21 protein-coding genes and 1 tRNA gene are annotated in these 22525 nt (G+C 31.7%); 14 read left to right on the top strand and 8 right to left on the bottom strand.

Annotated features, from left to right (window positions below; translation table 11 throughout):
• Positions 1-11 precede the first annotated feature (11 nt).
• The 8 genes from CALAG_RS01615 to CALAG_RS01580 all read left to right on the top strand — a co-directional run bounded on the left by CALAG_RS01615 (position 12) and on the right by CALAG_RS01580 (position 8756).
• Complete coding sequence (locus CALAG_RS01615) at positions 12-1943, top strand: 2-oxoacid:ferredoxin oxidoreductase subunit alpha (RefSeq protein ID WP_015232007.1); 1932 nt, start codon at positions 12-14, stop codon at positions 1941-1943.
• Entirely contained in the window at positions 1933-2865 is a 933-nt protein-coding gene (locus tag CALAG_RS01610) for a 2-oxoacid:ferredoxin oxidoreductase subunit beta (RefSeq protein WP_015232006.1), read from the top strand. The genes CALAG_RS01615 and CALAG_RS01610 overlap by 11 nt, the downstream gene beginning before the upstream one ends.
• Before the next feature lie 12 nt (positions 2866-2877).
• On the top strand, positions 2878-3186 hold the full coding sequence (locus CALAG_RS01605) for a DUF424 domain-containing protein (protein ID WP_015232005.1): 309 nt from the start codon (positions 2878-2880) through the stop codon (positions 3184-3186).
• An 83-nt stretch (positions 3187-3269) separates the two neighbouring features.
• Entirely contained in the window at positions 3270-4079 is an 810-nt protein-coding gene (locus CALAG_RS01600) for an electron transfer flavoprotein subunit beta/FixA family protein (protein WP_015232004.1), read from the top strand.
• 10 nt (positions 4080-4089) lie between these two features.
• Entirely contained in the window at positions 4090-4995 is a 906-nt protein-coding gene (locus CALAG_RS01595) for an electron transfer flavoprotein subunit alpha/FixB family protein (protein ID WP_015232003.1), read from the top strand.
• Between the two features lie 97 nt (positions 4996-5092).
• Positions 5093-7015, top strand: a complete 1923-nt coding sequence (locus CALAG_RS01590) for a 2-oxoacid:ferredoxin oxidoreductase subunit alpha (protein WP_015232002.1) — start codon at positions 5093-5095, stop codon at positions 7013-7015.
• Positions 7005-7961, top strand: coding sequence for a 2-oxoacid:ferredoxin oxidoreductase subunit beta (locus tag CALAG_RS01585; RefSeq protein ID WP_015232001.1), 957 nt, complete (start codon positions 7005-7007; stop codon positions 7959-7961). The genes CALAG_RS01590 and CALAG_RS01585 overlap by 11 nt, the downstream gene beginning before the upstream one ends.
• Positions 7962-8003: 42 nt before the next feature.
• On the top strand, positions 8004-8756 hold the full coding sequence (locus tag CALAG_RS01580) for a thioredoxin/glutaredoxin (protein WP_015232000.1): 753 nt from the start codon (positions 8004-8006) through the stop codon (positions 8754-8756).
• Positions 8757-8758: 2 nt separating this feature from the next.
• Here CALAG_RS01580 and ilvA read toward each other — a convergent pair whose 3' ends face one another.
• The 4 genes from ilvA to CALAG_RS01560 all read right to left on the bottom strand — a co-directional run bounded on the left by ilvA (position 8759) and on the right by CALAG_RS01560 (position 12439).
• Positions 8759-9988 carry a threonine ammonia-lyase gene (gene ilvA / locus CALAG_RS01575; protein WP_015231999.1) on the bottom strand — a complete coding sequence of 410 codons (1230 nt, stop codon included), beginning with the start codon at positions 9986-9988 and terminating at the stop codon, positions 8759-8761.
• Positions 9989-10071: 83 nt separating this feature from the next.
• On the bottom strand, positions 10072-10494 hold the full coding sequence (locus tag CALAG_RS01570) for a DUF61 family protein (protein WP_048816669.1): 423 nt from the start codon (positions 10492-10494) through the stop codon (positions 10072-10074).
• A gap of 7 nt (positions 10495-10501) precedes the next feature.
• Entirely contained in the window at positions 10502-11194 is a 693-nt protein-coding gene (locus CALAG_RS01565) for a fibrillarin-like rRNA/tRNA 2'-O-methyltransferase (protein WP_015231997.1), read from the bottom strand.
• Positions 11195-11200: 6 nt separating this feature from the next.
• On the bottom strand, positions 11201-12439 hold the full coding sequence (locus tag CALAG_RS01560) for an rRNA biogenesis protein (RefSeq protein WP_015231996.1): 1239 nt from the start codon (positions 12437-12439) through the stop codon (positions 11201-11203).
• Between the two features lie 217 nt (positions 12440-12656).
• On the opposite strand from CALAG_RS01560, the gene CALAG_RS01555 reads away from it, so the two are divergent.
• The 5 genes from CALAG_RS01555 to CALAG_RS01535 all read left to right on the top strand — a co-directional run bounded on the left by CALAG_RS01555 (position 12657) and on the right by CALAG_RS01535 (position 16861).
• A complete protein-coding gene (locus CALAG_RS01555; RefSeq protein WP_015231995.1) occupies positions 12657-12809 on the top strand; it encodes a 30S ribosomal protein S30e in 153 nt (50 codons plus the stop codon).
• A 16-nt stretch (positions 12810-12825) separates the two neighbouring features.
• Complete coding sequence (gatD, locus tag CALAG_RS01550) at positions 12826-14196, top strand: Glu-tRNA(Gln) amidotransferase subunit GatD (protein ID WP_015231994.1); 1371 nt, start codon at positions 12826-12828, stop codon at positions 14194-14196.
• Positions 14189-16111, top strand: coding sequence for a Glu-tRNA(Gln) amidotransferase subunit GatE (gene gatE / locus CALAG_RS01545; protein WP_015231993.1), 1923 nt, complete (start codon positions 14189-14191; stop codon positions 16109-16111). Before gatD ends, gatE begins: the two co-directional genes overlap by 8 nt.
• Before the next feature lie 59 nt (positions 16112-16170).
• Positions 16171-16270 (top strand) — tRNA-Trp (locus CALAG_RS01540).
• A gap of 120 nt (positions 16271-16390) precedes the next feature.
• Positions 16391-16861, top strand: a complete 471-nt coding sequence (locus tag CALAG_RS01535; RefSeq protein ID WP_015231992.1) for an NUDIX hydrolase — start codon at positions 16391-16393, stop codon at positions 16859-16861.
• Here the strand turns inward: CALAG_RS01535 and CALAG_RS01530 are convergent.
• From CALAG_RS01530 to CALAG_RS01520, 4 genes are all read right to left on the bottom strand, one after another.
• Positions 16858-17418: a hypothetical protein gene (locus CALAG_RS01530; RefSeq protein ID WP_015231991.1), complete on the bottom strand. Its 561-nt coding sequence runs from the start codon at positions 17416-17418 to the stop codon at positions 16858-16860. The genes CALAG_RS01535 and CALAG_RS01530 overlap by 4 nt on opposite strands.
• 26 nt (positions 17419-17444) lie before the next feature.
• Complete coding sequence (locus tag CALAG_RS07900; protein ID WP_157463147.1) at positions 17445-17597, bottom strand: hypothetical protein; 153 nt, start codon at positions 17595-17597, stop codon at positions 17445-17447.
• Positions 17598-18099: 502 nt separating this feature from the next.
• Positions 18100-19188: an MFS transporter gene (locus tag CALAG_RS01525; protein ID WP_015231990.1), complete on the bottom strand. Its 1089-nt coding sequence runs from the start codon at positions 19186-19188 to the stop codon at positions 18100-18102.
• 54 nt (positions 19189-19242) lie between these two features.
• Positions 19243-20541, bottom strand: a complete 1299-nt coding sequence (locus CALAG_RS01520; protein WP_048816668.1) for a glycosyltransferase family 2 protein — start codon at positions 20539-20541, stop codon at positions 19243-19245.
• 213 nt (positions 20542-20754) lie between these two features.
• Between CALAG_RS01520 and CALAG_RS01515 the strand changes: the two genes are divergently transcribed.
• Positions 20755-22506, top strand: a complete 1752-nt coding sequence (locus tag CALAG_RS01515) for a succinate dehydrogenase/fumarate reductase flavoprotein subunit (protein ID WP_015231988.1) — start codon at positions 20755-20757, stop codon at positions 22504-22506.
• Positions 22507-22525 lie beyond the last annotated feature (19 nt).

The following is a 22525-nucleotide window of genomic DNA, read 5'->3' as shown; positions in this document are numbered from 1 at the left end:
GGTGCTATAAATTGAACGACGTCGATATTTCAGTAATGATTGGTGGACCCCAAGGAGGTGGAATAGAATCCTCGGGGCAAATGCTAGTAAGAACATTTATGATCAAAGGATATGATGTATTTGGAATAAGAGAATATCATAGTAATATTATGGGGGCTCATAGTTATTATAATGTAAGGATTAAAAAAACAAGGCCGAGAAGCGTTAGATTACCAGTTGATGGATTAATTGCGTTAGATGCGGAAACTATATTTACCCATTATAATGAGGTTTCACCAAACAGTTTTATAATTTATGATATTGATGTGCTTAATACTAATATGGATAAAATAGCCCCTATGGAACCTGAGGTAAAGGAAAGGATTGGCAATGAATTAAAGAAACTAGGAGTTGAACCTATTGTATCTGAAGTTATTAAATATTTGTCTAATAATGGAATAAAAACTGTTGGACTTCCCCTTAAGAATTTATTAAAGACCACTGCGGAAAAGCTTAAAACAAATGTAGTTTCTGTAGCGAAAACAGTTAATACAATGAGTATAGCAGCTTCAGTCGCATTATTGGGCGTTGATGTAGAAACAATCGAGAAATCTATTAATTATTATTTTTATGGGAGAAAAGCAATCATAGATTCCAACGTTATGGCTGCAAGGATAGCATACGATTTCGTAAAGGATAATTTTGGTATAGGGAAACCCATTGATGATGGTCCAAATAAAAACAGAACTAGAATGGTTGCAACAGGAAATGATATAGTTGCTATGGGAAAACTGGCTGGAGGGCTAACATTGGAAACATATTACCCAATAACACCTTCTCAAGATGAGGCATTTTATTTAGGTGAGCATAGGCACTTTAAATTGGATGATTGGGCAGCAAAAGAACTTGGCGTTGATAAATTAGGTGTATTAGTATTTCAAGCTGAAGATGAATTAGCTGCGCTTAATATGGCTATTGGAGGCGCATTAGCTGGAGCAAGAACTGCAACTACAACCAGTGGTCCAGGCTTATCATTGATGAACGAAGCGATTAGCTTTGCTGTAATGGCAGAGGTACCAGTTGTTATTACAGTTTGGATGAGAGCAGGGCCAAGTACTGGAGAAGCAACTAGACAAGGACAACAAGATCTTTTACATTCGGTCTTCGCTGGACATGGAGACACTCCTAAAATTGTTATTGCAAGTGGGGATCATATAGAGGCTTACTATGATGCTATGAAGGCGTTAAATTGGGCAGAAAAGTATCAAACACCAGTTATCCATTTGGTAGATAAATATATTGCATCTAGTATGATGAGCTTTGATAGAGAAGATGTAGATCCACAATTAGTCCCAATTGATAGAGGTAAATTTAATAATAATCAGGGCGAAGACTATAAGAGATATGAAATAACAGATGATTATGTAAGTCCAAGATCACCCTTAGGAAAGAGGCTTATGTGGGTTAGCAGTTTAACACATAATGAATATGGTATTGTTACCGAAGATCCAATTACTAGAGAAAAAATGTTATTGAAGATAGCGAAGAAAATAGAAAATGCAAACAAGGAAATACCTATTAATGATAAAGTTTCATTATATGGAGACCAAGATGCAAAAATAACGATAGTTACTTGGGGTTCTGCTAAAGGCCCAATATTAGATGCTATGGAACTCCTGAAAAAAGAAGGAATTAATACAAGGTTGTTGCAAATAAGGATGATGTCACCATTCCCCTCAGAATATGTATCTAATATATTGAATACCTCAGAATTAGTAATAGATGTTGAGGCAAACGCCTTATCACAACTAGCAATGTTAATAAGGATGAATACAGGATACGAAATAAAGAAAAGGATTATTAAGTTAACTGGTAGAAGTATAATGGAGCATGAGTTGTATAGGGCTCTTAAGTCTGTAATTCAAAATAAACAAGATTTGGTGGTGATTAGCGATGGCGCGTAATTGGTCTGATTATAAAACGAATTCCTGGGTACAATGGTGCCCAGCATGTGGTAACTTCGGTATATTGTTAGCTGTACAAAAAGCATTTGCAGAATTAAATTTGCCCCCTGAAAAAGTATCAATAGTATCAGGTATAGGCTGTTCAAGTAGAATTCCTTATTACGTGAAGTCATCTAACATACACACATTACATGGAAGACCAATACCTGTTGCTGAAGGTATAAAACTGGCGAACCCAGAACAAACAGTCGTTGTTGCAAGCGGAGATGGAGATCTCTTAGGTATAGGTGCAGGTCATTTCGTTGCATTAGGGAGAAGAAATATGCAAATAGCAATATTATTACATGATAATGCTGTATATGGGTTAACTAAAGGCCAAGCCGCACCAACATTACCGTTATGGGTAAAAACAAAAGCGCTAGATTCACCCAATATACAATCTCAAGTTAACCCTCTCTTGCTAGCCTTTGCAAGTGGATATACATTTATAGCAAGGGCATATGCATATCACGTTGATCAATTAAAGGATCTTATAAAGGCAGCAATAAATCACAAAGGGACATCATTAATTGATATATTACAGCCATGTCCAACATATAATGATATTATGACGAAGGAATGGTATGAGAAGAGAATATATTATCTGACATCAGAAGATCCTTCATGGGATCCATTGGTATCTTCTTCTGAAGACTTTGATGCAAAAGCTCCAAAGATACTGAATAAAATGACTGAATGGGGAGATAAAATTCCCTTAGGGATATTCTATGTAAACATGTCAGTAGAACCTTTGGATACAAGGATTGAAAAGATTTTACCAGGATACCTTCAGTATCCGCCTGCTAAAAGGCCTATAGAAATAAAATCAAAGCCTTTGGTCCATCCATTTACTGAATTTAAAGATAGGATAGTACAAACATAGCAAGTGAATAATATGAGTTACTATATCAACATCATAAATTTAGAAACTGGAGAAATTATGATTTCAATGGCAGATAAAGAAATAATTGGTAAAAAATTTGAACAACGCGATGGAATTGTAATAGATGTTGACCAAAATTTTTATGGTAGCAAATTAGTTGATGATGAAGAGGCATTAATTTATCTAAAATCTGCAGATATTTTAATATTAACAGGGAGTAAAATAGTTGATATGGCAATAAAAGAAGGTATAGTAAATCCTGATTCAGTATTAGAAATTAATGGGGTAAAGCACGTTCAGGTTTATAAATTTGCCTTTTAAACCTTTTTTATTTTTATTATAAGTTTATATTATAGGATTTATATGCTTTTATTTTTAATTCTCTCTAGTAAATTTTAATAATGGTGAGCACATTGGGAGATATAGTTGTGTTAATAAAGCCTGCCTTAAATCCAGAAATGATAAGATCTTTACCAGATGGTGGAGTGGATTTTGATAATATTCCATTAAAGCTCTCAGATATTGATAGAAATGCTATTGAGGAGGCTAATAGGCTAAAAGAGATATTAAAAGGTAAGATATATTCTATTACGATATCGACATGGGGACCAATTGCAAAAAGGGATAAAGATATAAAGATGGCAATACAAGAAGGCCTAGCCAAGGGAGTAGATGAGGCCATTTTATTAGAAGACGATGCTATAACACCAGGAGATCAAGTAACTACAGCATCAGCTATCGTTTCTATATTAAATAAATTTAATATAAAGCCAGATATCATTTTAACAGGGGAAGCAACAATAGATGGATTTTCTGGTCAAGTAGCAGGTAGGGTTGCTGCTAAATTAGACTTACCATATATCAGTTTTGCAAGAAAAATTGATTTAAACGGTAACAAAGTTGTTGCAGAAAGAGATTTAGAAGATTATGTTGAAGTAGTAGAGACTCAATTACCTGTAGTAATTAGTGTAACAAGGGAAATAAATTCCCCCAAACCCCCTACATTAATTCAAATTAGAATGGCATCTAAAAAACCTCAGCATGTTGTAAAAATAAGTGAATTGCAAAATGTAACAATGCAAAAGAAAAAGTTAATAGAAGCTAAAGTATTGGCAGTCAAGAGAAAGCAAACTATGATAGAAGGTAAATCTTTAGAGGAAGTTGCTGATAAATTAATAAATATACTTGAACAAGAAGGTGTTTTAAAGCATTAAGGTGATGAATATGGTAGATGTATTGGTTGTTGTTCAAAAGGAAATTGATGCATCTGAGCTTTTGACTATTGCTAAAAAGGTTGGAGAACCCATTGCTTTGACTTATGGAAATAGTGAAGCAGAAAAGCTTACAAAATATTTTAATAAGGTATATAAAATTAAAGAAGATGATCCTAATAGCATATTCTTTGCTATCAAATATTTATATGAAAAGTTTAATCCAAAACTTGTTATAGGTATGACTAGTAAAAATCTTAAAGATGCATATTCAAGGTTAGCAGGAATTTATGATCTTCCATTTGCAACAGATATATTTGATTTTAATGTATCTGGCTCTAAAGTAACTTATAAAAGAAGTTTCTTGAGCGGTAGAGCTATAGAAACAGAAGAAGCATCAGTGCCATTACTTCTCTTGGTATCACCAAGAAAAACTCAGAGATCTGAGGGCAATTATAATGGAAATATAGAGGAGTTATCTGTAGGAAATTCATCAAATGTTGTAATAAAGGAAAGGAAAGAAAAGGTGAAAGGAGGAGTTAACCTAGAGGCAGCTGAATTTATAATAAGTGTTGGCAGAGGGTTTAAGAGCAAAGAAGATCTAAAGCTTGCGTTTGATCTAGCCGAATTAGTGGGTGCACAAATAGGTTGTTCTAGACCCATAGCTGCTGACCTCAAATGGTTAACAGAAGATCATTGGGTAGGTTTAAGCGGTAAGAAAGTTGCTCCTAAAGTATACTTAATGTTTGGTATAAGTGGGGCACCACAGCATTTAGCTGGAATAACTGATGCAAAAACGGTTATAGCCGTTAACAATGATAAAACAGCACCTATATTCAAAAACGCCGATTATGGAATAGTTGCTGATTTATATCAATTTATCCCAATATTAACAAAGAAACTAAAAGAAAAACATTAAAAATAAAAATTTTAATATCTTTTTATCTTTTTATTTAAAATACATATTTAGATTTAATAGCACCTAAAACTTTTTTTCTATTGAGAAGGCGATTAATATGCCAAGGAAAGAAATATATTTTATATTAGGTGGCCCCCAAGGAGCGGGGCTTGAGACAAGCTCTAGCGTATTAACAAGTGCCTTTACTTCAGAAGGCTATGCAGTTTTATCTGATAGAGAATATTATTCAAACATTATAGGCAGGCATAGCTATATACATGCGACAGTCTCTTCAATTAAAATACCTAGAAGCCTAACATATCCTGTTGATATAGTTGGCGGCATGGATGCCGAAACAATTTTTACTCATTTTAATGATCTTAGCGAGGATGGCTTCATTATATATGACTCAGGAGTAGAAAACACAAAAATGCAACAAGTTATTAGCATGGAAAAAGAGGTTTATGATAGGATTTCTCAATATTTTAAGAAAAACAACATAAATCAGGATATTAAAAGCCTTATAGGCCATATTGAAAATAATTCAAAGGTTGTACCAATAAAATTAGATTATAGGAATATATTAAATTCATTAAGAGATAAGTATTCAATTAATTCTGTTGAGGCCCAAAAATATAAAAGTAGTATTTTAATTGGTGCAGTTGCAGGCTTAGCAGATATTGATTCTGAATCCATATCAACAGGGATAGAACAAAGGTTTAAGGGTAAACAAAAAATTATAGAAGCAAACAATTATATTGCTGAAACAGTAAAAGAAATGATACAAAAACAATATGGATCTCCACTTAAGCTAGATCATTCTTTAATAAATATGGATGAATTCATAGTTGCTAGTGGTAATGATATAGTTGGTATGGGTAAAATTGTTGGAGGAGTAAGATACCAATCTTATTATCCAATAACTCCAGCAGCTGATGAGTCAGTATTTTTGGAGGCGCATCAGGCAATAAATGTTAATGGAAAACCCATATCTTCTATTGCAGTATTTCAAACTGAAGATGAAATAGCAGCTATAACGTCTGCCATTGGAGCTGGTCTAGCAGGGGTTAGGAGCGCTACTGCAACAAGCGGACCTGGATATAGTTTAATGGTTGAAGGATTAGGTTGGGCTGGCCATAATGAGGTTCCATTAGTTATAACGTATTATCAAAGGGGTGGACCTAGTACCGGATTACCTACAAGGGGTAGTCAAAGCGATTTGCTTTTCTCATTATATTCAAGCCATGGAGAATTTCCAAGGATAGTGTTAGCAAGTGGCGATAATATGGAGGCATTCTATGACTCAATAGAAGCATTTAATTATGCTGAGAAATATCAATTACCAGTTATTCACCTTTTGGATAAGTTCTTAGCAAACGTTATATCAACAACCCCATTACCAGATTTAAACCAAATAAAGTTGGATAGAGGTAAACTTACATTCAATCCAAAAACAAAAGGTGCTTATAAGAGATTTGATTTATCAGAAGTGATAAATGAGAGACCAGCATTAGGTAGCGGAGTAGTTATGTGGCATACTGGAGATGAACATAACGAATATGGCCATATAAGTGAAGATCCTGAGAATAGAAAAGCTATGTATGAAAAAAGAATGAAAAAACTTGAAATTGCAGATAAAGAGATACCCCCAGAAAAGAGAGCTGTATTATATGGAGATGAAAATGCTGATTTCTTATTGATTGGTTGGGGATTTGTAAAAGGGGTTGCTTTAGATGCTTTAGATGAACTAAGAGCTCACGGACTTAATGGAGCTTATTTACATTTGAAGATGTTTATTCCATTCCCATCTAAATATGTAAAGGGTATTTTAGATAAATTTGATAATAATAAAATTATAGACGTAGAGCACAATATATTGGGTCAGGCAGCTCAAGCAATAACCACGAATACAGGATACATTATAAATAAATTTATTTTGAAATATACAGGGCGTCCAATTTATAGGATGGAATTGGTAAAGGCCATAAGGAATATTTTAGATAATAAATCAGATAAGGAGGTGTTGGTTTATGGCGAGTGAAGCAAAATATAAAACTGATCTCTGGGTAGATTGGTGCCCAGCATGTGGTAACTTCGGTATATTGCTAGCATTACAGAAGGCTTTAGCAGAGCTTGAGTTACCACCTGAAAAAGTAGTTGATGTAAGTGGAATTGGATGCAGTGGAAAAACTTCACACTTTTTAAATGCTAATGGAGTTCATGGACTCCATGGAAGAGGCATACCATTTGCTGAAGGAATTAAAATTGCAAATCCAGAATTAACAGTTATTGTAAATGCTGGAGACGGAGATCTCTTAGGTATAGGTGCAGGTCATTTTGTTGCATTTGGGAGAAGGAATTTAGATATAAAGGTATTCCTTCATGATAATCAAGTATACGGTTTAACTAAAGGCCAGGCTTCTCCTACATTAAGAAAAGGAGAAAAAGTTAAGGCGATGCCAATTCCAAATATGCAAGATTGGGTTAATCCAATATCAATTGCTCTCGCAAGTGGATTTACTTTTGTTGCAAGAGGATACGCATTATGGATCGATGATCTAAAGGAATTAATGAAGGCAGCTATAAAACACAAGGGGGCGGCATTATTAGATATATTACAGCCATGTCCAACATATAATAATTTGTATACCCCAGATACTTATAAAGATAAGTTATATAAATTAGAAGCTGATAAAAGTTGGGATCCCATTGTTAAAGAAGGAACAAAAGAAGAAATAGAAGAAAAATTATCAAAGGCTTATATAAAGTCTCAGGAATGGGGAGATAAAATACCAGTTGGAATATTCTATGTTAATCCTTATGTAGAAACATATACAGACACAATTTCAAAGCTAAATCCATTATATGCAACGATACCGCCTGCTAAACAAAGTATAGCAAAAGATGATGGTACACCAATTATTGGTATAGATGATTTCAGGAAGGCATTTGATAATTATATAATAAAAGTTAAAAATAAGAAGTAAGGTTTTTATTTTTTCTATAATTATAATTTTTGGTGCTATAAAGTGAATACAGAAATCGAACTTTATTTTCATCCAACCTGTGCAACAAGTCATGAAATTATTATGAGTCTTTATGAAAAGGGGTACTTAGATAACATAAAACTTCATAATACTCTTGCACCTTTAGAAAACAATTTCATATGGAGTGTGCCATGGTTAATTGTGAATAAAGAGCCAGTAGGTACAGATCCAATAACTTCTGAAGAAATAATTGAAATAATTGAAAATAAGAAAATAGATATAAATGATCCAAAAGAATCATTTATGATGAGTATATTGCACAGCTCTTATGCTTCATCAATTTCAATTTTGCATAAAGATTTGCAGCCAGTTATTAATAATTCGTTCATTAAAGCATCAATTAGATATGGTTTTTCTAATATAGAATTAAATGAATTTAAAAGCCAAATTATAAAAATTAAAGAGAATTTATTTGAAGAATATAGAGATAAGATAAGAAGGGCATTAGCTGTTAGCTTTGTAAGAGAACTTTATTGGTCAAAATCTGGAAAAATAGATTATAATGAGATCGTAAATTATTCCAATGAAATCATCGTTGGTCTTTGGTTATTATCTAAGGCAAGCATAGGTAGAGTTGGTTTGATATCAAAGCCATATATTTATGGAGATATTGATATTAAAGAAATATCGGAATTTGTTTCTAAAAGGGGTAAGGGGTTACTAGAAAAGATAAAAGAAGAACAAGATGCTATATATAATGATAAAAAATATTGGGAAATAATTAAAAATTATTAAACTTAAGGCAGGGCTTTAGAAAACTTAAGTCCAATAGAATTTAACTCATTTATTACTTCATCAATAACGCTTGGATCAGGGGTTTCAACTATAACTTCTACCAAAGCCGTTCCTGGATCAATTAATGGTGTCATTCTATCATGTCTTATATCGATTACATTAAGCTTTGCAAGGGCAAATTTTTCCAATACCTTATCAAGCCAACCTGGCATATCAGGTATAATACCGGTTAATTTTATTATTCTACCACTTTTGGCCAATTCATAATTTAATATATTAGAAATTCTAGTCATATCTACATTTCCTCCACTTATTAATGCAACAACATTTTTGTTTTCTACATCTATTTTATTCTCTAAAATAGCTGCTAGGGAAGCAGCGCCAGCTCCTTCGGCAAGTGTTTTACCTCTTTCTAGAAGCATAAACATAGCTCTTGCTACTTCAGAGTCATTAACCTTTACTATATCGTCAACATATTCTTTAATGAATTCAAATGTATAATTTCCTGAACCTTTAACTATAAGTCCATCCATTAAACCAGGAGGGGCCTCTTTTAAATTAACTGGTTTTCCTTCTTTAATCCCTCTGGAATATTTAGCAATATAACTTGGTTCTACACCAATTATTTTAACTTTATTACCTAATTTTTTCTTTAATACTATAGCATTTCCTGATATTAGTCCACCACCTCCAATTGGTATAACAACTATATCAGGAATAACTGGAGATTGTTGAAGGATTTCATGGGCGATTGTTCCCTGGCCTGCAATAATTTTTAGATCATCATAGGCATGAATTAAGTTAAATCCTTTCTCTTTACTTAATTCTATTGCTTTAGACATAGCATCATCAAATGTCTTACCATGTAAAACTACTTCTGCTCCATAACCCTTAGTTGCATTTATCTTAGCTATTGGCGCCGTTTCTGGCATTACTATTGTAGATTTTGTTCTTTGTAAGGTTGCAGCCAATGCAACTCCTTGAGCATGATTTCCGGCGCTTGCTGCAACAACACCCTTAAATTTTTCATCACCTAATGACCATATTTTATAATATGCACCCCTTATTTTAAACGAGCCTGTTTTTTGTAGATTCTCAAGTTTTAAAAATATTTTACCTTTTGTCATTTCTGAAAATGTTCTGCTATAATCTAAAGGTGTAATATGAATAACATCTTTTAATATTTCTAAAGCTTTTAAGGAATCTAAGTAAACCTGTTCTGAATAATTCATTATTTTCACCTCTTATGTATTTGGAATTAAGAATATATAAGATTTATTAAAAAAATTATGTGGAATTAAATCGCAAATAACTGTTAAAACACTGAAACAAATATTAAACTTTTAAATTTTTTAAGAATTTTTAGGAACATCTCAACGTCTAATTCTTCAATTCCATCGAAGCTATACTGTCCGGTTATAAGAATTTCTACAAATCTTTTTTGCCATGTATCTCCTAAAACATTATACCATGATCTACCTTCTGAATCTTTATTATATCTTAATAAGATGGGTAATTTAATAAATTTCCAAAAATATTGGGGTACAATTTCAAGAACTGTTTTAATTTCCTCTTTATCAAATTCATGATATTCATTGCTCTCTAATAATACAGATGTTTTTCCATTATATACTTCAATTAAATTTAATGTTTCTTTAGGCCATAATTTTTGGGTTTCATTTATCTTATCTAAAATCTTTTTTTGTAAGGATTTAATGGATTTATCATTTGATTCCAAAATTAATTTACACCCTATGGTAAATACCATAGATCATTGCATGATCCTTATCGAATGGATCTAAATGAATTATATCCTTTATTTCGAATCCATTTCTAACCAATTCCTCTGTTTCCATTTTATATATTTCATTAGGTTCTTTTGTAACATCAATGCTCCTTGCTTTTATTGCTAGTAAAAGATATCCTCCATCTTTGAGGAAAAATTTTGCATTTCTTGATACAATTTGAGCCTGTTCTGGTTGAGCTACATCAGCATATAACCCATTTACTGTTTCTATCATATGGCGATAATTTTCTGGGAACCTCGCATCGGCAAGGATAGGAAATATATTCTTTCTATCATTAACTATTAAAAGTAAATCTCTAATAACTCTTGGAGAAAATTCTATTCCAAAAATTAAACCTTCATTTCCTATTATATCACTAATATGGCTAGCTGTTGTACCACTAGCAATTCCTAAATACAAAATTCTATCTTTTTCTTTAATTGGTAGTTCCTCAAGTCCTTTTAACAAAGCAGCAGCTAACTTGCTTCTATATGCATTCCATTCTCTGTATTCTACGTCATTATATTGATAGAGTTTTTCTCCATAAACCCTTTGACCCTTAACAAGGTTTTTTGTTGCAAGCTTGTACGTTCCATCCTCTTGCTCTATTATATATACATTCTTCCAATTCTCATGTTCTCTAATTTCCATTATTCATTACCTCCTATTTCTACCATGTTTATACTTTGAGGGTTTCCCTCTTCCTTGGGGTCTCTGAAAGCTTTGTTTCTGAGTTTCTTTTTTCTTTGGTGAAGCATATATTTTTTTGATTTCTTCTATCCTTTTTTCTAGTTCTTCTTTTAATTTATCCCCTATGAATCTTCCACTAAATGCATCTACCTTAGCAGCTATAGCTAGTTTTGCTGCTAGTGCCCTTGCAATTTTTCCTCTCTGCCATTTAGGACTTTTGTATATTTCAGGATATTGGAATATAATCCCATGTTTTGGAGGTCTGCCTCCTGTTTTTAATGCTCTGAAAAGGGCCTTTTCTGCACCTAAAACTTGTATAGTGCTTGCTGGCATTGTAGCTAATCTTTCAAGTCCTCCTGCTATACTTATTAGTCTAGCCCCCAATAAAGGACCAACAAGTTCCGTTATGTTAGGAGCCACTTCCTTCATAACGCTAGTAGCGTATTGATCCAAGTCCTTTCTCAAATTGTACATTTGATTTGTTATTTTAGCAAGAGTTAGCATAGCCTCTAGATCCTTATCTGAAACATCAGCACCTATACTTTTCTTTGCAGCCTCTTCTATTTTTTTGCTTTTACTTTCGCTTAATCCTAGATTCATTATGTTTTCCACTGTAAAATTACTCCTAGGGCCTAATTCACTTACTAACATTGAATATAGTTCATGGTCTTCAATCAAATCATTTAACTCAGGAAAATGGACGCTGTACCATTCTCTAAGCCTCGTTGCATATAAGTTAACACTCTTATCTAAATCATCGATAGCTCTAATTGCTTGAGCGACCAATAGATCACGTTTTTGTGCTGCGCCTCTTAGCATTCTTCTCGTAAATTCATATACTATATTGAAATACCAATTATAAAATTCCGGCTCATCCTTAGAGAACTCATAATTAACAGCTTTTTTTCCTATTTCATGTCTAAAGTTAATAGCTATAGGATTTGACTCTTCTACAATTGCTTTTATTCCCTTCTGGTTAATGTATTTAGCCTCACTTTCTGATTCTACAACGATCTCTTCTGGTTTTTTCTCAATAATTTTATCCAATAATTTTATAAATGTTTGAGATACATCACCTTTGTAAATTTTTATTATTTGTTCAATAGCCTCATCATAATTTTTTGGTAGGAACTCATATGCAACAATTTCACCTTTTTCATTTAATCCATAGCTACCATTGATTGTATCAACTATATAGATCTTCAAACTTTCATACCCCTATTTTCTTCACTATTATTTTTATTGGTTCATCCTAATAAATTCATAACCTACAACAAAATTATTAGACTAATCCCGCAATTTTCTTTTTATAATAAAAAATTTTTTAGAATTTTTGCTACATAAACGATATTTAGATGGCATAATATAAAATATATCCCTAAAGCTTTTAAATTTTTTAAGTTACAATAAACTGGGTGAAAAAATGCCTACACATGGATCAATGACTAAAGCAGGTAAAGTAAGAAAGGCTACTCCGAAGATTGAACCTAAAGGAAAGAAAAATTTATCTCCTAGGGTAAAAAATAGGAAAGAGTTTACAAAAAGAATAGAAAAAGCATCTAAACCTTCAAGCTAAATTTTATTACATCCCGGTGCTTGAATTGAAAATAAACGAGTTTTACTTTGGTTATTATGGAATGATAGCTGATAAACTCAAGGAAATAAATGCGGCTCCTGGAGATTATATATCTATAAAAAATGGAAATAAACAATTTAATGGAACTCTAATGCCAAAAAATGAATTTTCCAAAGAAGATATAATAGTTCTTAAGTTAGATAATGGTTATAACATTGGAGTAAAAATTAATGAAAAAAGCGAAATACAATTATTAAAAAAAGGCCAATTAACGACTCATGCTGGTGAACCAGTTAAACTAGTTGAAAAAGAAATAACACCTCCTGAAAATAAAAGGATTTTGGTTTTAGGAACTGGAGGGACGATAGCTAGTAGGGTGGATTATGAAACAGGAGCTGTAAAACCATATTTGGACCCTAATGAATTGGTAGCTGCGGTACCAGAAGTATTAAATTATACCAATATTGAGGCAGAAGAAATATTATCAATATTTAGCGAAGATATGAACCCTAAATATTGGGATTTAATAACATATAATATTTTTAAAAAATTTAATGATTATGATGGTTTGATAATAGCTCATGGAACTGATACCATGGCATACACCGCTTCAGCTGTTGCCTTCGTTTTTAATAAAGGATTGAAAGGTCCCATTGTATTTACAGGTTCCCAAAGAAGTAGTGATAGACCTAGCAGCGACTCTGCATTCAATATTATATCATCAGCAATTGTGGCATCTAAAGCCCCTTTCGGTGAAGTTTGCGTCGTAATGCACGGTGAAACGTCAGACTCTTATGCATTGGCTCATAGAGCAACGAAAGTTAGGAAAATGCATACAAGTAGGAGAGACGCATTTCAATCGATAAATGATATTCCATTAGCTAAAATTTATCCATTTGAAGGGAAATTAGAAATTATAAATAAATCATATAAAGAAAAAAAAGATATTAACCCAGAATTCGGATTTGACGATAGAGTAGCATTGATAAAATACTATCCAGGTATGAGCAATGATATAATAGATTTTTTAGTCGATAATAAGTATCATGGGATCGTTATAGAGGGGACTGGTTTTGGTCATATATCTAATAGACTTATTGATTCGTTGGAGAGAGCTTATGAATCAGAAATACCAGTTGTTATAACTAGTCAAACGTTGTTTGGTAGGGTCAATTTAAACGTATATAGTACTGGAAGAAAAATGCTTCAAGCAGGAGTTATTCCAGGAGAAGATATGCTACCTGAAACGGCATATGTAAAGCTTTCATGGGTTTTATCTAGAACAAGAAACATGAATGAAATTAAAAATTACATGTTAACTAACTTAGCAGGCGAAATTAACCTAAGGCATGAATTAAGATTATATCCAAGGTGGTATCATGGATGAACTTGATATAGACTATGAGAAAATTGGACTTAAGGTTGGCTTAGAAATTCATCAGCAGTTAAACACAGAAAAAAAGCTCTTTTGTAATTGTCCAACAAATTTAATTGATGAAACTGGAGATGAATTTAAAAGAAAATTGAGGCCCACAAGAAGTGAAACAGGAGAAGTTGATATAGCTGCTTTATTTGAATGGAGAAAGGGAAGAATTTATAAATATGAGGCACCTCATAATCATTATTGTTTAGTTGAGACAGATGAAGAACCACCACATGAAATTAATACAGAAGCAGTAATAATTGCTACTTCTTTAGCTTTGGCATTAAACTCTGATATAGTTGGAGAAGTACATACTATGAGAAAAATTGTTATTGATGGGAGTAATACATCAGGATTTCAAAGAACTGCAATTGTTGCAATGAATGGATCTATTGGGATTCATGGCAAAGAATATGGGATTGAAACTATAGCTGTTGAAGAGGATGCGGCAAGAAAAATATCTGAATCAGGTAAGGAAATAACGTATAGATTAGATAGGTTAGGTATACCATTAATAGAAATATCAACTTCTCCTGATATACATGATCCTCAAGAGGCTAGAGAGGTTGCATTGGCTATCGGAAGGCTTTTAAGATTAACTGGTAAGGTGAAAAGGGGTCTAGGAACTATTAGACAAGACTTAAATGTAAGTATTAAAGGTGGAGCAAAAACAGAGATAAAGGGAGTTCAAAAATTAGATTTAATAGAAAAAATTATTAAGTATGAGGCCTTACGCCAACTAAATCTACTAAATTTGAAGGATGAATTAATTAAAAGGAACTTAAATAAAGAAGATTTTAATAATGTAAACATTGTGGACTTAACAGAAATATTTTCTAATACAAAAAGTAAAATAATAAAGAATAAATTAAATGCAGGAGGTAAAGTATTTGGAATTAAGCTGAAAAACATGAAAGGTTTGATAGGATTTCAATTGACTCCCAATAGAAGGTTTGGGACAGAATTAGCAGATTATGCAAGGTTTTATGCAGGGATAGAGGGTCTTTTCCATAGCGATGAATTACCAAATTATGGAATAACTAATGAGGAAGTTGAAAAGATATATGAAATACTCAATGCAAACAAAGATGATGCGTTTATAATAATTGCTGATGAAGAAGAAAAAAGCAAGAAGGCAATAAGTGTCATATTAGAAAGAATTAAGCAGGCATTTGATGGAGTACCTGAAGAAACAAGGGGAGCTAATGAAGATGGTACAACTAAATACTTAAGACCTAGACCTGGAAAAGAAAGAATGTATCCTGAAACTGATATAAAACCATTGTATATAAATTCTTATATAATAAATGAAGCTGAAAAATTAAAGCCAGAACCTGTTGAAAAGAAATTAAAGACGTTTATGGAGAAATATAATTTTAGCAATGAATTAGCAGAAAAGGTTATTAATGATATAAATTTAGGTTTTATAGAAGAATTAATAAATAAATATGGGAATAAAGTGCAGCCAACATTTATAGCTTCTTTGTTTGTAAGTATACTTAAAGGTCTTAAGTCAAAAGGTATCGATGTTGATTTATTAGATGAAAATAAAATAGAAAGTATTATAAGGTTATTGGCTGAAGGAAAAATTGCAAAAGAGGGAATTGAAGATATAATTGACAGAGCGGTTAAGCAACAAGATAAAACTATTGAAGATATCGTTAATGAAATGGGAATTAAAAAGATTAGTGTTGAGGAGGCTATAAAAATTATAGACGAGATAATTGAATCTAATAAGGATATAATAGTATCAAAAAAAGAAAAAGCTATGAGCATTTTAATGGGAAGGGCTATGGATAAACTAAGAGGCAAAATCGATGGAAAGATTGTTTCTGAAATAATAAAAGAGAAATTAGAGAGTATTTTAAAAAATATATAAAATAATTTTAAAAATACATAACATATTTTAAACTCTGCTTATTTAAATTTAAAATAGAAGGGCCCGTAGCTCAGCTAGGTTAGAGCGGCGGACCAGTTTAATACTGGGTCGATGCTCCAGACCCGTAGGTCGGGGGTTCAAGTCCCCTCGGGCCCACCACATCTTCTGGTTTTTAATGATTTTGCATCTATACATCATTTATGTAATTCATATATTTTTAAAGAGGTTTTCTTTAATAGCTTTAAATTTTTATTGTTTTAATCTAAATAGGGATTTAAAATGGGAAGAACATATCCAAATAATCCTTTGGTAGGAGTTGGCACATTGTTAATAAGGGATAATAAAATATTGCTGATTAAAAGACTAAATGACCCTGAAAGGGGGAAGTGGGCAATTCCTGGAGGTCATGTAGAATTAGGTGAAAAATTGATGGATGCTGCGAAAAGAGAATTCCTTGAGGAAACAAATATAGATACCGAGCCATTAGGAGTTGTTAATGTTGATGAAATTATTACAAAACAAGAAAACAAAGTTTTATTCCATTATGTGTTAATAACAGTTTTAATGAAGGATAACGGAAAAACACCTAAAGCAGGGAGTGATGCTGAAGATGTAAAATTTGTAGATTTAAAAGATACAAAAAAATTGAATGATATTTCCATAACAACCCAAAGGTTGATTACTAAAATCCTAACAAATGAAGTAAACCTTGAAAGACCAATACCTGTTATTACTTCTAGTCCTTATTAATATGGATTCTCACAATGAGAAAAAAGCTCAGCTATGTAATATACTATCTTTCCATAATTTGATTCATTAACATTTATATAAAAATGATCTTTATCCATTGACACGACTGTATATGAACTATTCTCATCTTTAATAATAAGTAAAGGTATTCCTTTGTTTTGGTTTTTATTAATATTTAATTCCGACACAATGCCATTTAAAACAAGAAATGGACTTTTTGTTTCAAGGCTAATTAATAATCCTTTTATTGGTTCAAAATAATCGTTAGCATAGATAACTTCTTTTATTCTTTTGTCCTGAATTTTACATGCATCAATCCATTCGGATCCAAATATTTTCAAATAATTTATTGGTGGTTCTGAATCAACAACTATTGAACCAATGCCTAAAGCATATCTAATTTTCTTTACCTTATCAACAACAACAATTGATGGTTGTACTACAAAATATGAATTTTTATCTAAAATCCAATTAATAATTTTTTTTATTTCTTCATTTGTTAACTCAAATATTTGCGAAATATCAATAACATAATAGTCGTTATCAATTCTTGGCATCCTTATCCCCCAGAGTTAAGTTAATCCTAAGTCCCTAATTTGGTTAGAGAGATTTCATGCTTTCTTTTCATCCTAAAAGGCAAGGATTCCTCTAATTGGTTAGGAGTTACATCTCCTTTTATAATCTCTTTTAATTCCTCAGATATGATAACAGTAGTACCTTGTTTTTTTAGCTTCATTAGCACCTTGCATACCTATTTTTCTAGCAAAATTCTGCATTATATTTTTAGCTTTTTTATTTTTTATCTTATGAATTTTTATCTTTCCATCTCTTTCATATTTTTCTGCAATTCATAAATTAAGGACTTATAATGATGAATATCATCTAATCTAATTGCAATTTTATCATAATTTGATATCATCTTTTCCTAAAACAATATTATTTATGTTAATATCAATTACCATTATACTTTCTAGTTGTATATTATTTTTAAGAGAGTTACCTTCAAATTTGCTCTACCATCTCTTATTACTTTTAGATTTCTTTAAATCCAAATCTTTATAGAGATCAGGATTATTAGTGATAGCCTTCAATTTGTAATTCCCAAATATTCCATGTTAATACTTTTCGTATTAATAGTTCGACTTTCATCTTATTATTATATGATAGAATTTGCAATTTTATAATAAATTGTTATATAATACATTTATTAATATAATTTTCCGTTCATATTGTATGGTTTATATTTCAATTAATACTAGGTAAAGGATAGATGATAATAAAGCCATAAAAGAAACATTGCCCCACTCTATGTTTTTTGAAAAAGATAACTCTGTGCTTAAAGACTGACCTAAAGTTCTACCTATACCAACAGTTAATCCAAATAAACCCATATATTTTCCTCTATCACCGCTTTCAACCATTGCATTTGCTACAGCGTTATTTATTGGAGATACTATCATTTCTGCTATTGTTAATAAAACAATATCTAAGGCCAATTCAATAATTTTGTTAATAAATATTAAATTAAGATATGAAATGGAGTAAATGAACATACCTAAGGCTAAAGAATATTTATAGTTAAATTTTGCAAATTTTCTTCCGAAAAAATCTTGAAAGAAAACTACCATTAATCCATTTATGGTAAACATATATCCTGCAGTTGATATGGAAAAAATTTTTGATACATACAGTACAAAAGGTAGTCCTAGCTGGCCCATAATTATTGAAGTTAATGTTGATGGAATTAAAAATTTGCTGAATTTCTTAGATGGTTTGATTAATATTTTCCTAGATCCTTTAATATTAGGTATTTTAATAAGAAATGGAACAGCTATTATAGAGAATATGCTTGCTAATAAAATAATTTTATTAAAGCCGTATTTTTCATATAAAAAACCACCAATAGCAGGTCCAATAGCCCAACCTGCATTTGCTCCTATTCTTACCCTGCTGAAAGATTTCACAAGGCCTTTAAGATTGTCAGACGTGTCACCAACAGCTGTTGTATTAGCTGAACCATATGCATTATTAAAGAAGAACATAAATGCCACAAAAAGTGATAAATTAAACAAAGATAAAGCTAAAAATATAGATGCCATAATTGTAGATATAATCATTGCATTTCTTCTTCCAATAAAATCTGCAAGATAACCCCCAAATATGTATCCTAATGCAGTTGCTAATGTATATCCTAAATAATATAATCCAACAAGATAAATTGGTAATTTATAGTTTTGATTAAGCGCTAAACCAATATATGGGTTTATTATTGAAATGGAAAAGGTTCTTATGAAGCTTATTATTGTCAATTTATTTATATCTTCCAATGAACTCCCTAGAAAATTATAAGTGTATCAACATAAAATGTTTTTAATTTGTAATTATTTCTTACTTACTTTTATTCCTTTTGTCAATCTAGTACCTTTCCATTCATGAGCTCTACCAATAACTAATTTTGCTAAGGCAATCCACGATGTTATTCCATATATTGCAAGAATTATTGGCAAAGGTCTTATCGTTTTTCCAACTCTCTTATATATTGTATAATATGAGGCAAATCCAATTAAAAATTCTATGAAGAAGGCTATGATTGCATATTTTAATGCATATGGTGCCATAATAGGCCATAAAATTGTTGCATATTCTGCTATAGGCATCAAATAAATAGATAATAATGGCCAGCTTTTTCTTGGATGTCTAAGTACTTTAGGAACTAATAATAACATTCCTCTTACCCATCTTTCTTTTTGTGTTATTAGTTGAGAGTAATTTCTTACAGGTTCTGTATAAACTGGACTTTCTGAGATAACTTTTATTTTATATCCTGATGCTATCATCCTTATACTTAAGTCAAGATCTTCTGTTGCTGCTTTTTCTTCCCAACCGCCTAGTTTATTTAAAACATCTTTTTTGACGAAGTATCCTGAGCCCATAACCCATGAAATTCCAGATAATTTTTCCATTACTGGAGCTAGTAATTTGGTATAAAGGAACATCTCAGCCTCTTGTGCTCTTATATGAGCCCCTTTAAAGGTCTTTTTTGATTCTTTGTCTAGAATCACTTCTCTTGGCAATTGAATAGCATCTATATCTTGATTAACCAAATATGAAACTGCTGTTATAATAGCATTTTTTGTTAATATATCATCGGCATCTAAAACCCCAATTATTTCACCTTCAACACATTTTAGTGCTTCATTTAATGCTGAAGGCTTACCATTTCCTTTACCATATACGATCTTAGTTTTTATATCTCCCATAGACGAACTACAACAATTTTCTTTACAGTTTGATAAACCAACGATATCTAATGCCTTATCTATCGTATTATCATCCTTTTCCACTGCTAAAATAACTTCTATTTTATTATGAGGATATGTTTGTTCATTAATAGATTTTAAAGCCCTTTTTAATAAATCACCTTCTTTATAGGAAGGTAATATTATAGATACTAATGGATAATAACTTAATTTTTTCTTTAGATCATCAACATTATATTTATTTGTTGAGTTCATTGGAGATACAAATATAGCTAGTTCAACTGCTGCTAGTAGGCTTGCAATGGTACCAGTTGCTGCTATATATATCATGGCCCATTTTGGCAAATACGATTGGTATTCAACATTAATTACCTTTAGCAATGTTTGGATTTGGTTTAAATCAATATATTGTACTTGCATAATTTTCACGCTATACTATAAGTTGATATTACTACCTTATAAACTTAATAAAAAAATTATATAATAATTTTATAAAATAAAAAAATAAAAGTTTTTTATTATAATTATTTTATAAAATAAATTATCATTATATAATGATTTAGCAAATATTAATTTTTTAAACTAAATTTTTATAACTTTTTTTCTTTAATTATATAATGGATGTGATTCTTAATGCCAGCAGAATTAATTAAACATGATATATTAATTATAGGAAGTGGGATAGCAGGATTAAGGGCTGCTGCAGAAATAAAGAGAAAATATGGGGATAAATTAGATGTGGGTATTATTAGTAAAGTGCATTTAATGAGAAGTCATAGCATAGCTGCAGAAGGAGGAACTGCAGCCGTTTTATATCCTGAAGAAGGGGATAGCTTAGCATTACATGCATGGGATACAATAAAGGGTAGTGATTTCTTAGCAGATCAAGATGCAGTATGGACCTTTGTTAAACTTATGCCGGAAGAAATTCTTTTATTAGATCATTGGGGTATGCCTTGGAGTAGAAGAGAAGATGGTAGAATTGCTCAAAGACCATTTGGAGGACACTCGTATCCAAGAGCAACTATGTCTACAGATAAAGTAGGTCATAATGAGATGAGAACTTTATATAATAAATTGTTGCAATATGATAAATGGGAAAGATATGATGAATGGTTTGCAACAAACTTTGTTGTTGAAGATGGAGTTTATAAAGGGTTATATGCGATAAACATGAAAGATGGTAAATTGTATTTATTTAAGAGCAAAGCAGCAATAATTGCAACAGGAGGAGTAGGAAGGCTTTACGCCTTTACTACATATTCTCATACTGCAACTGGAGATGGCTTAGCTATGTCTTTTAGAGCAGGTGTGCCTGTAAAGGATCCTGAATTCGTTCAATTCCATCCAACAGGAATTGTCCCTCAAGGTATCTTGATTACAGAAGGTGCTAGAGGGGAAGGAGGTGTTTTATTAAACAATAAAGGAGAAAGGTTTATGTTAAGAAATGATTGTGCTCCAAAAATGAAAGAACTAGCACCAAGGGATGTTGTTAGCAGATGTATGGTAAAGGAGTATTTAGAAGGGAGAGCTTTTATAGATGAAGCCTCTGGAATGCCATATTTATTATTGGATTTAACTCATTTAGGTGAAGAAAAAATAAATGATAAATTACCATCTATAAGAGAAATAGCTATAAGATATGATGGTATTGATCCTGTTGAACAACCAATTCCTGTATTTCCTTCTGCACATTATCATATGGGTGGTATTAATGCAGATCCATATTATAGGGTTTTAGATGAGCATGGAAATTGGATTAGAGGTCTATTTACAGCTGGAGAGGCAAGTGCAGCATCAATACATGGTGCAAATAGATTGGGAAGCAATAGTACTGCAGAATGTTTAACAAGCGGTAGAATAACAGGGGAGCTTGCTGCTCAATATGCATTAAATTCAGATTTCCCAGATGGTCCAGATCCTAAGAGGACAAAACAAGAAGAGGACTGGGTATGGGGGTTGTTAAAGAGGGAAAGAGGGGAACCTTCATATGGAATAAAACATGAATTGCAAGAAACGATGTCTAAAGATTTCTATGTTTTTAGAGATGGTAAAGGTATGAAAGAAGGTCTATCAAAGATATTAGAATTAAGGAAGAGGTTTATTAATAATGCATACATTGAAGATAAGGGTTATATTTATAATACTGACTTAGTTGCTGCAATTGAAACAATGAACTTATTAGATAATGCGCTGATAGTGTCTAAATCAGCAATTAATAGAGAAGAAAGTAGGGGTGCTCATTTCAGAACAGATTTCCCGAAGAGAGATGATAACAATTGGCTTAAACATACATTAGTTATAAGAAATGGGAATGATGATGTCTCAATATTATATTGTCCTGTTACAATAAATACTTGGAAGCCCGTTGAAAGGAAATATTAAAATTTAATAAAATCATTTC

Source organism: Caldisphaera lagunensis DSM 15908 (assembly GCF_000317795.1).
Lineage (GTDB): Archaea > Thermoproteota > Thermoprotei_A > Sulfolobales > Acidilobaceae > Caldisphaera > Caldisphaera lagunensis.
Note: the sequence above shows the minus strand (reverse complement) of the source record. Positions and strands in the feature narration are given on the sequence as shown.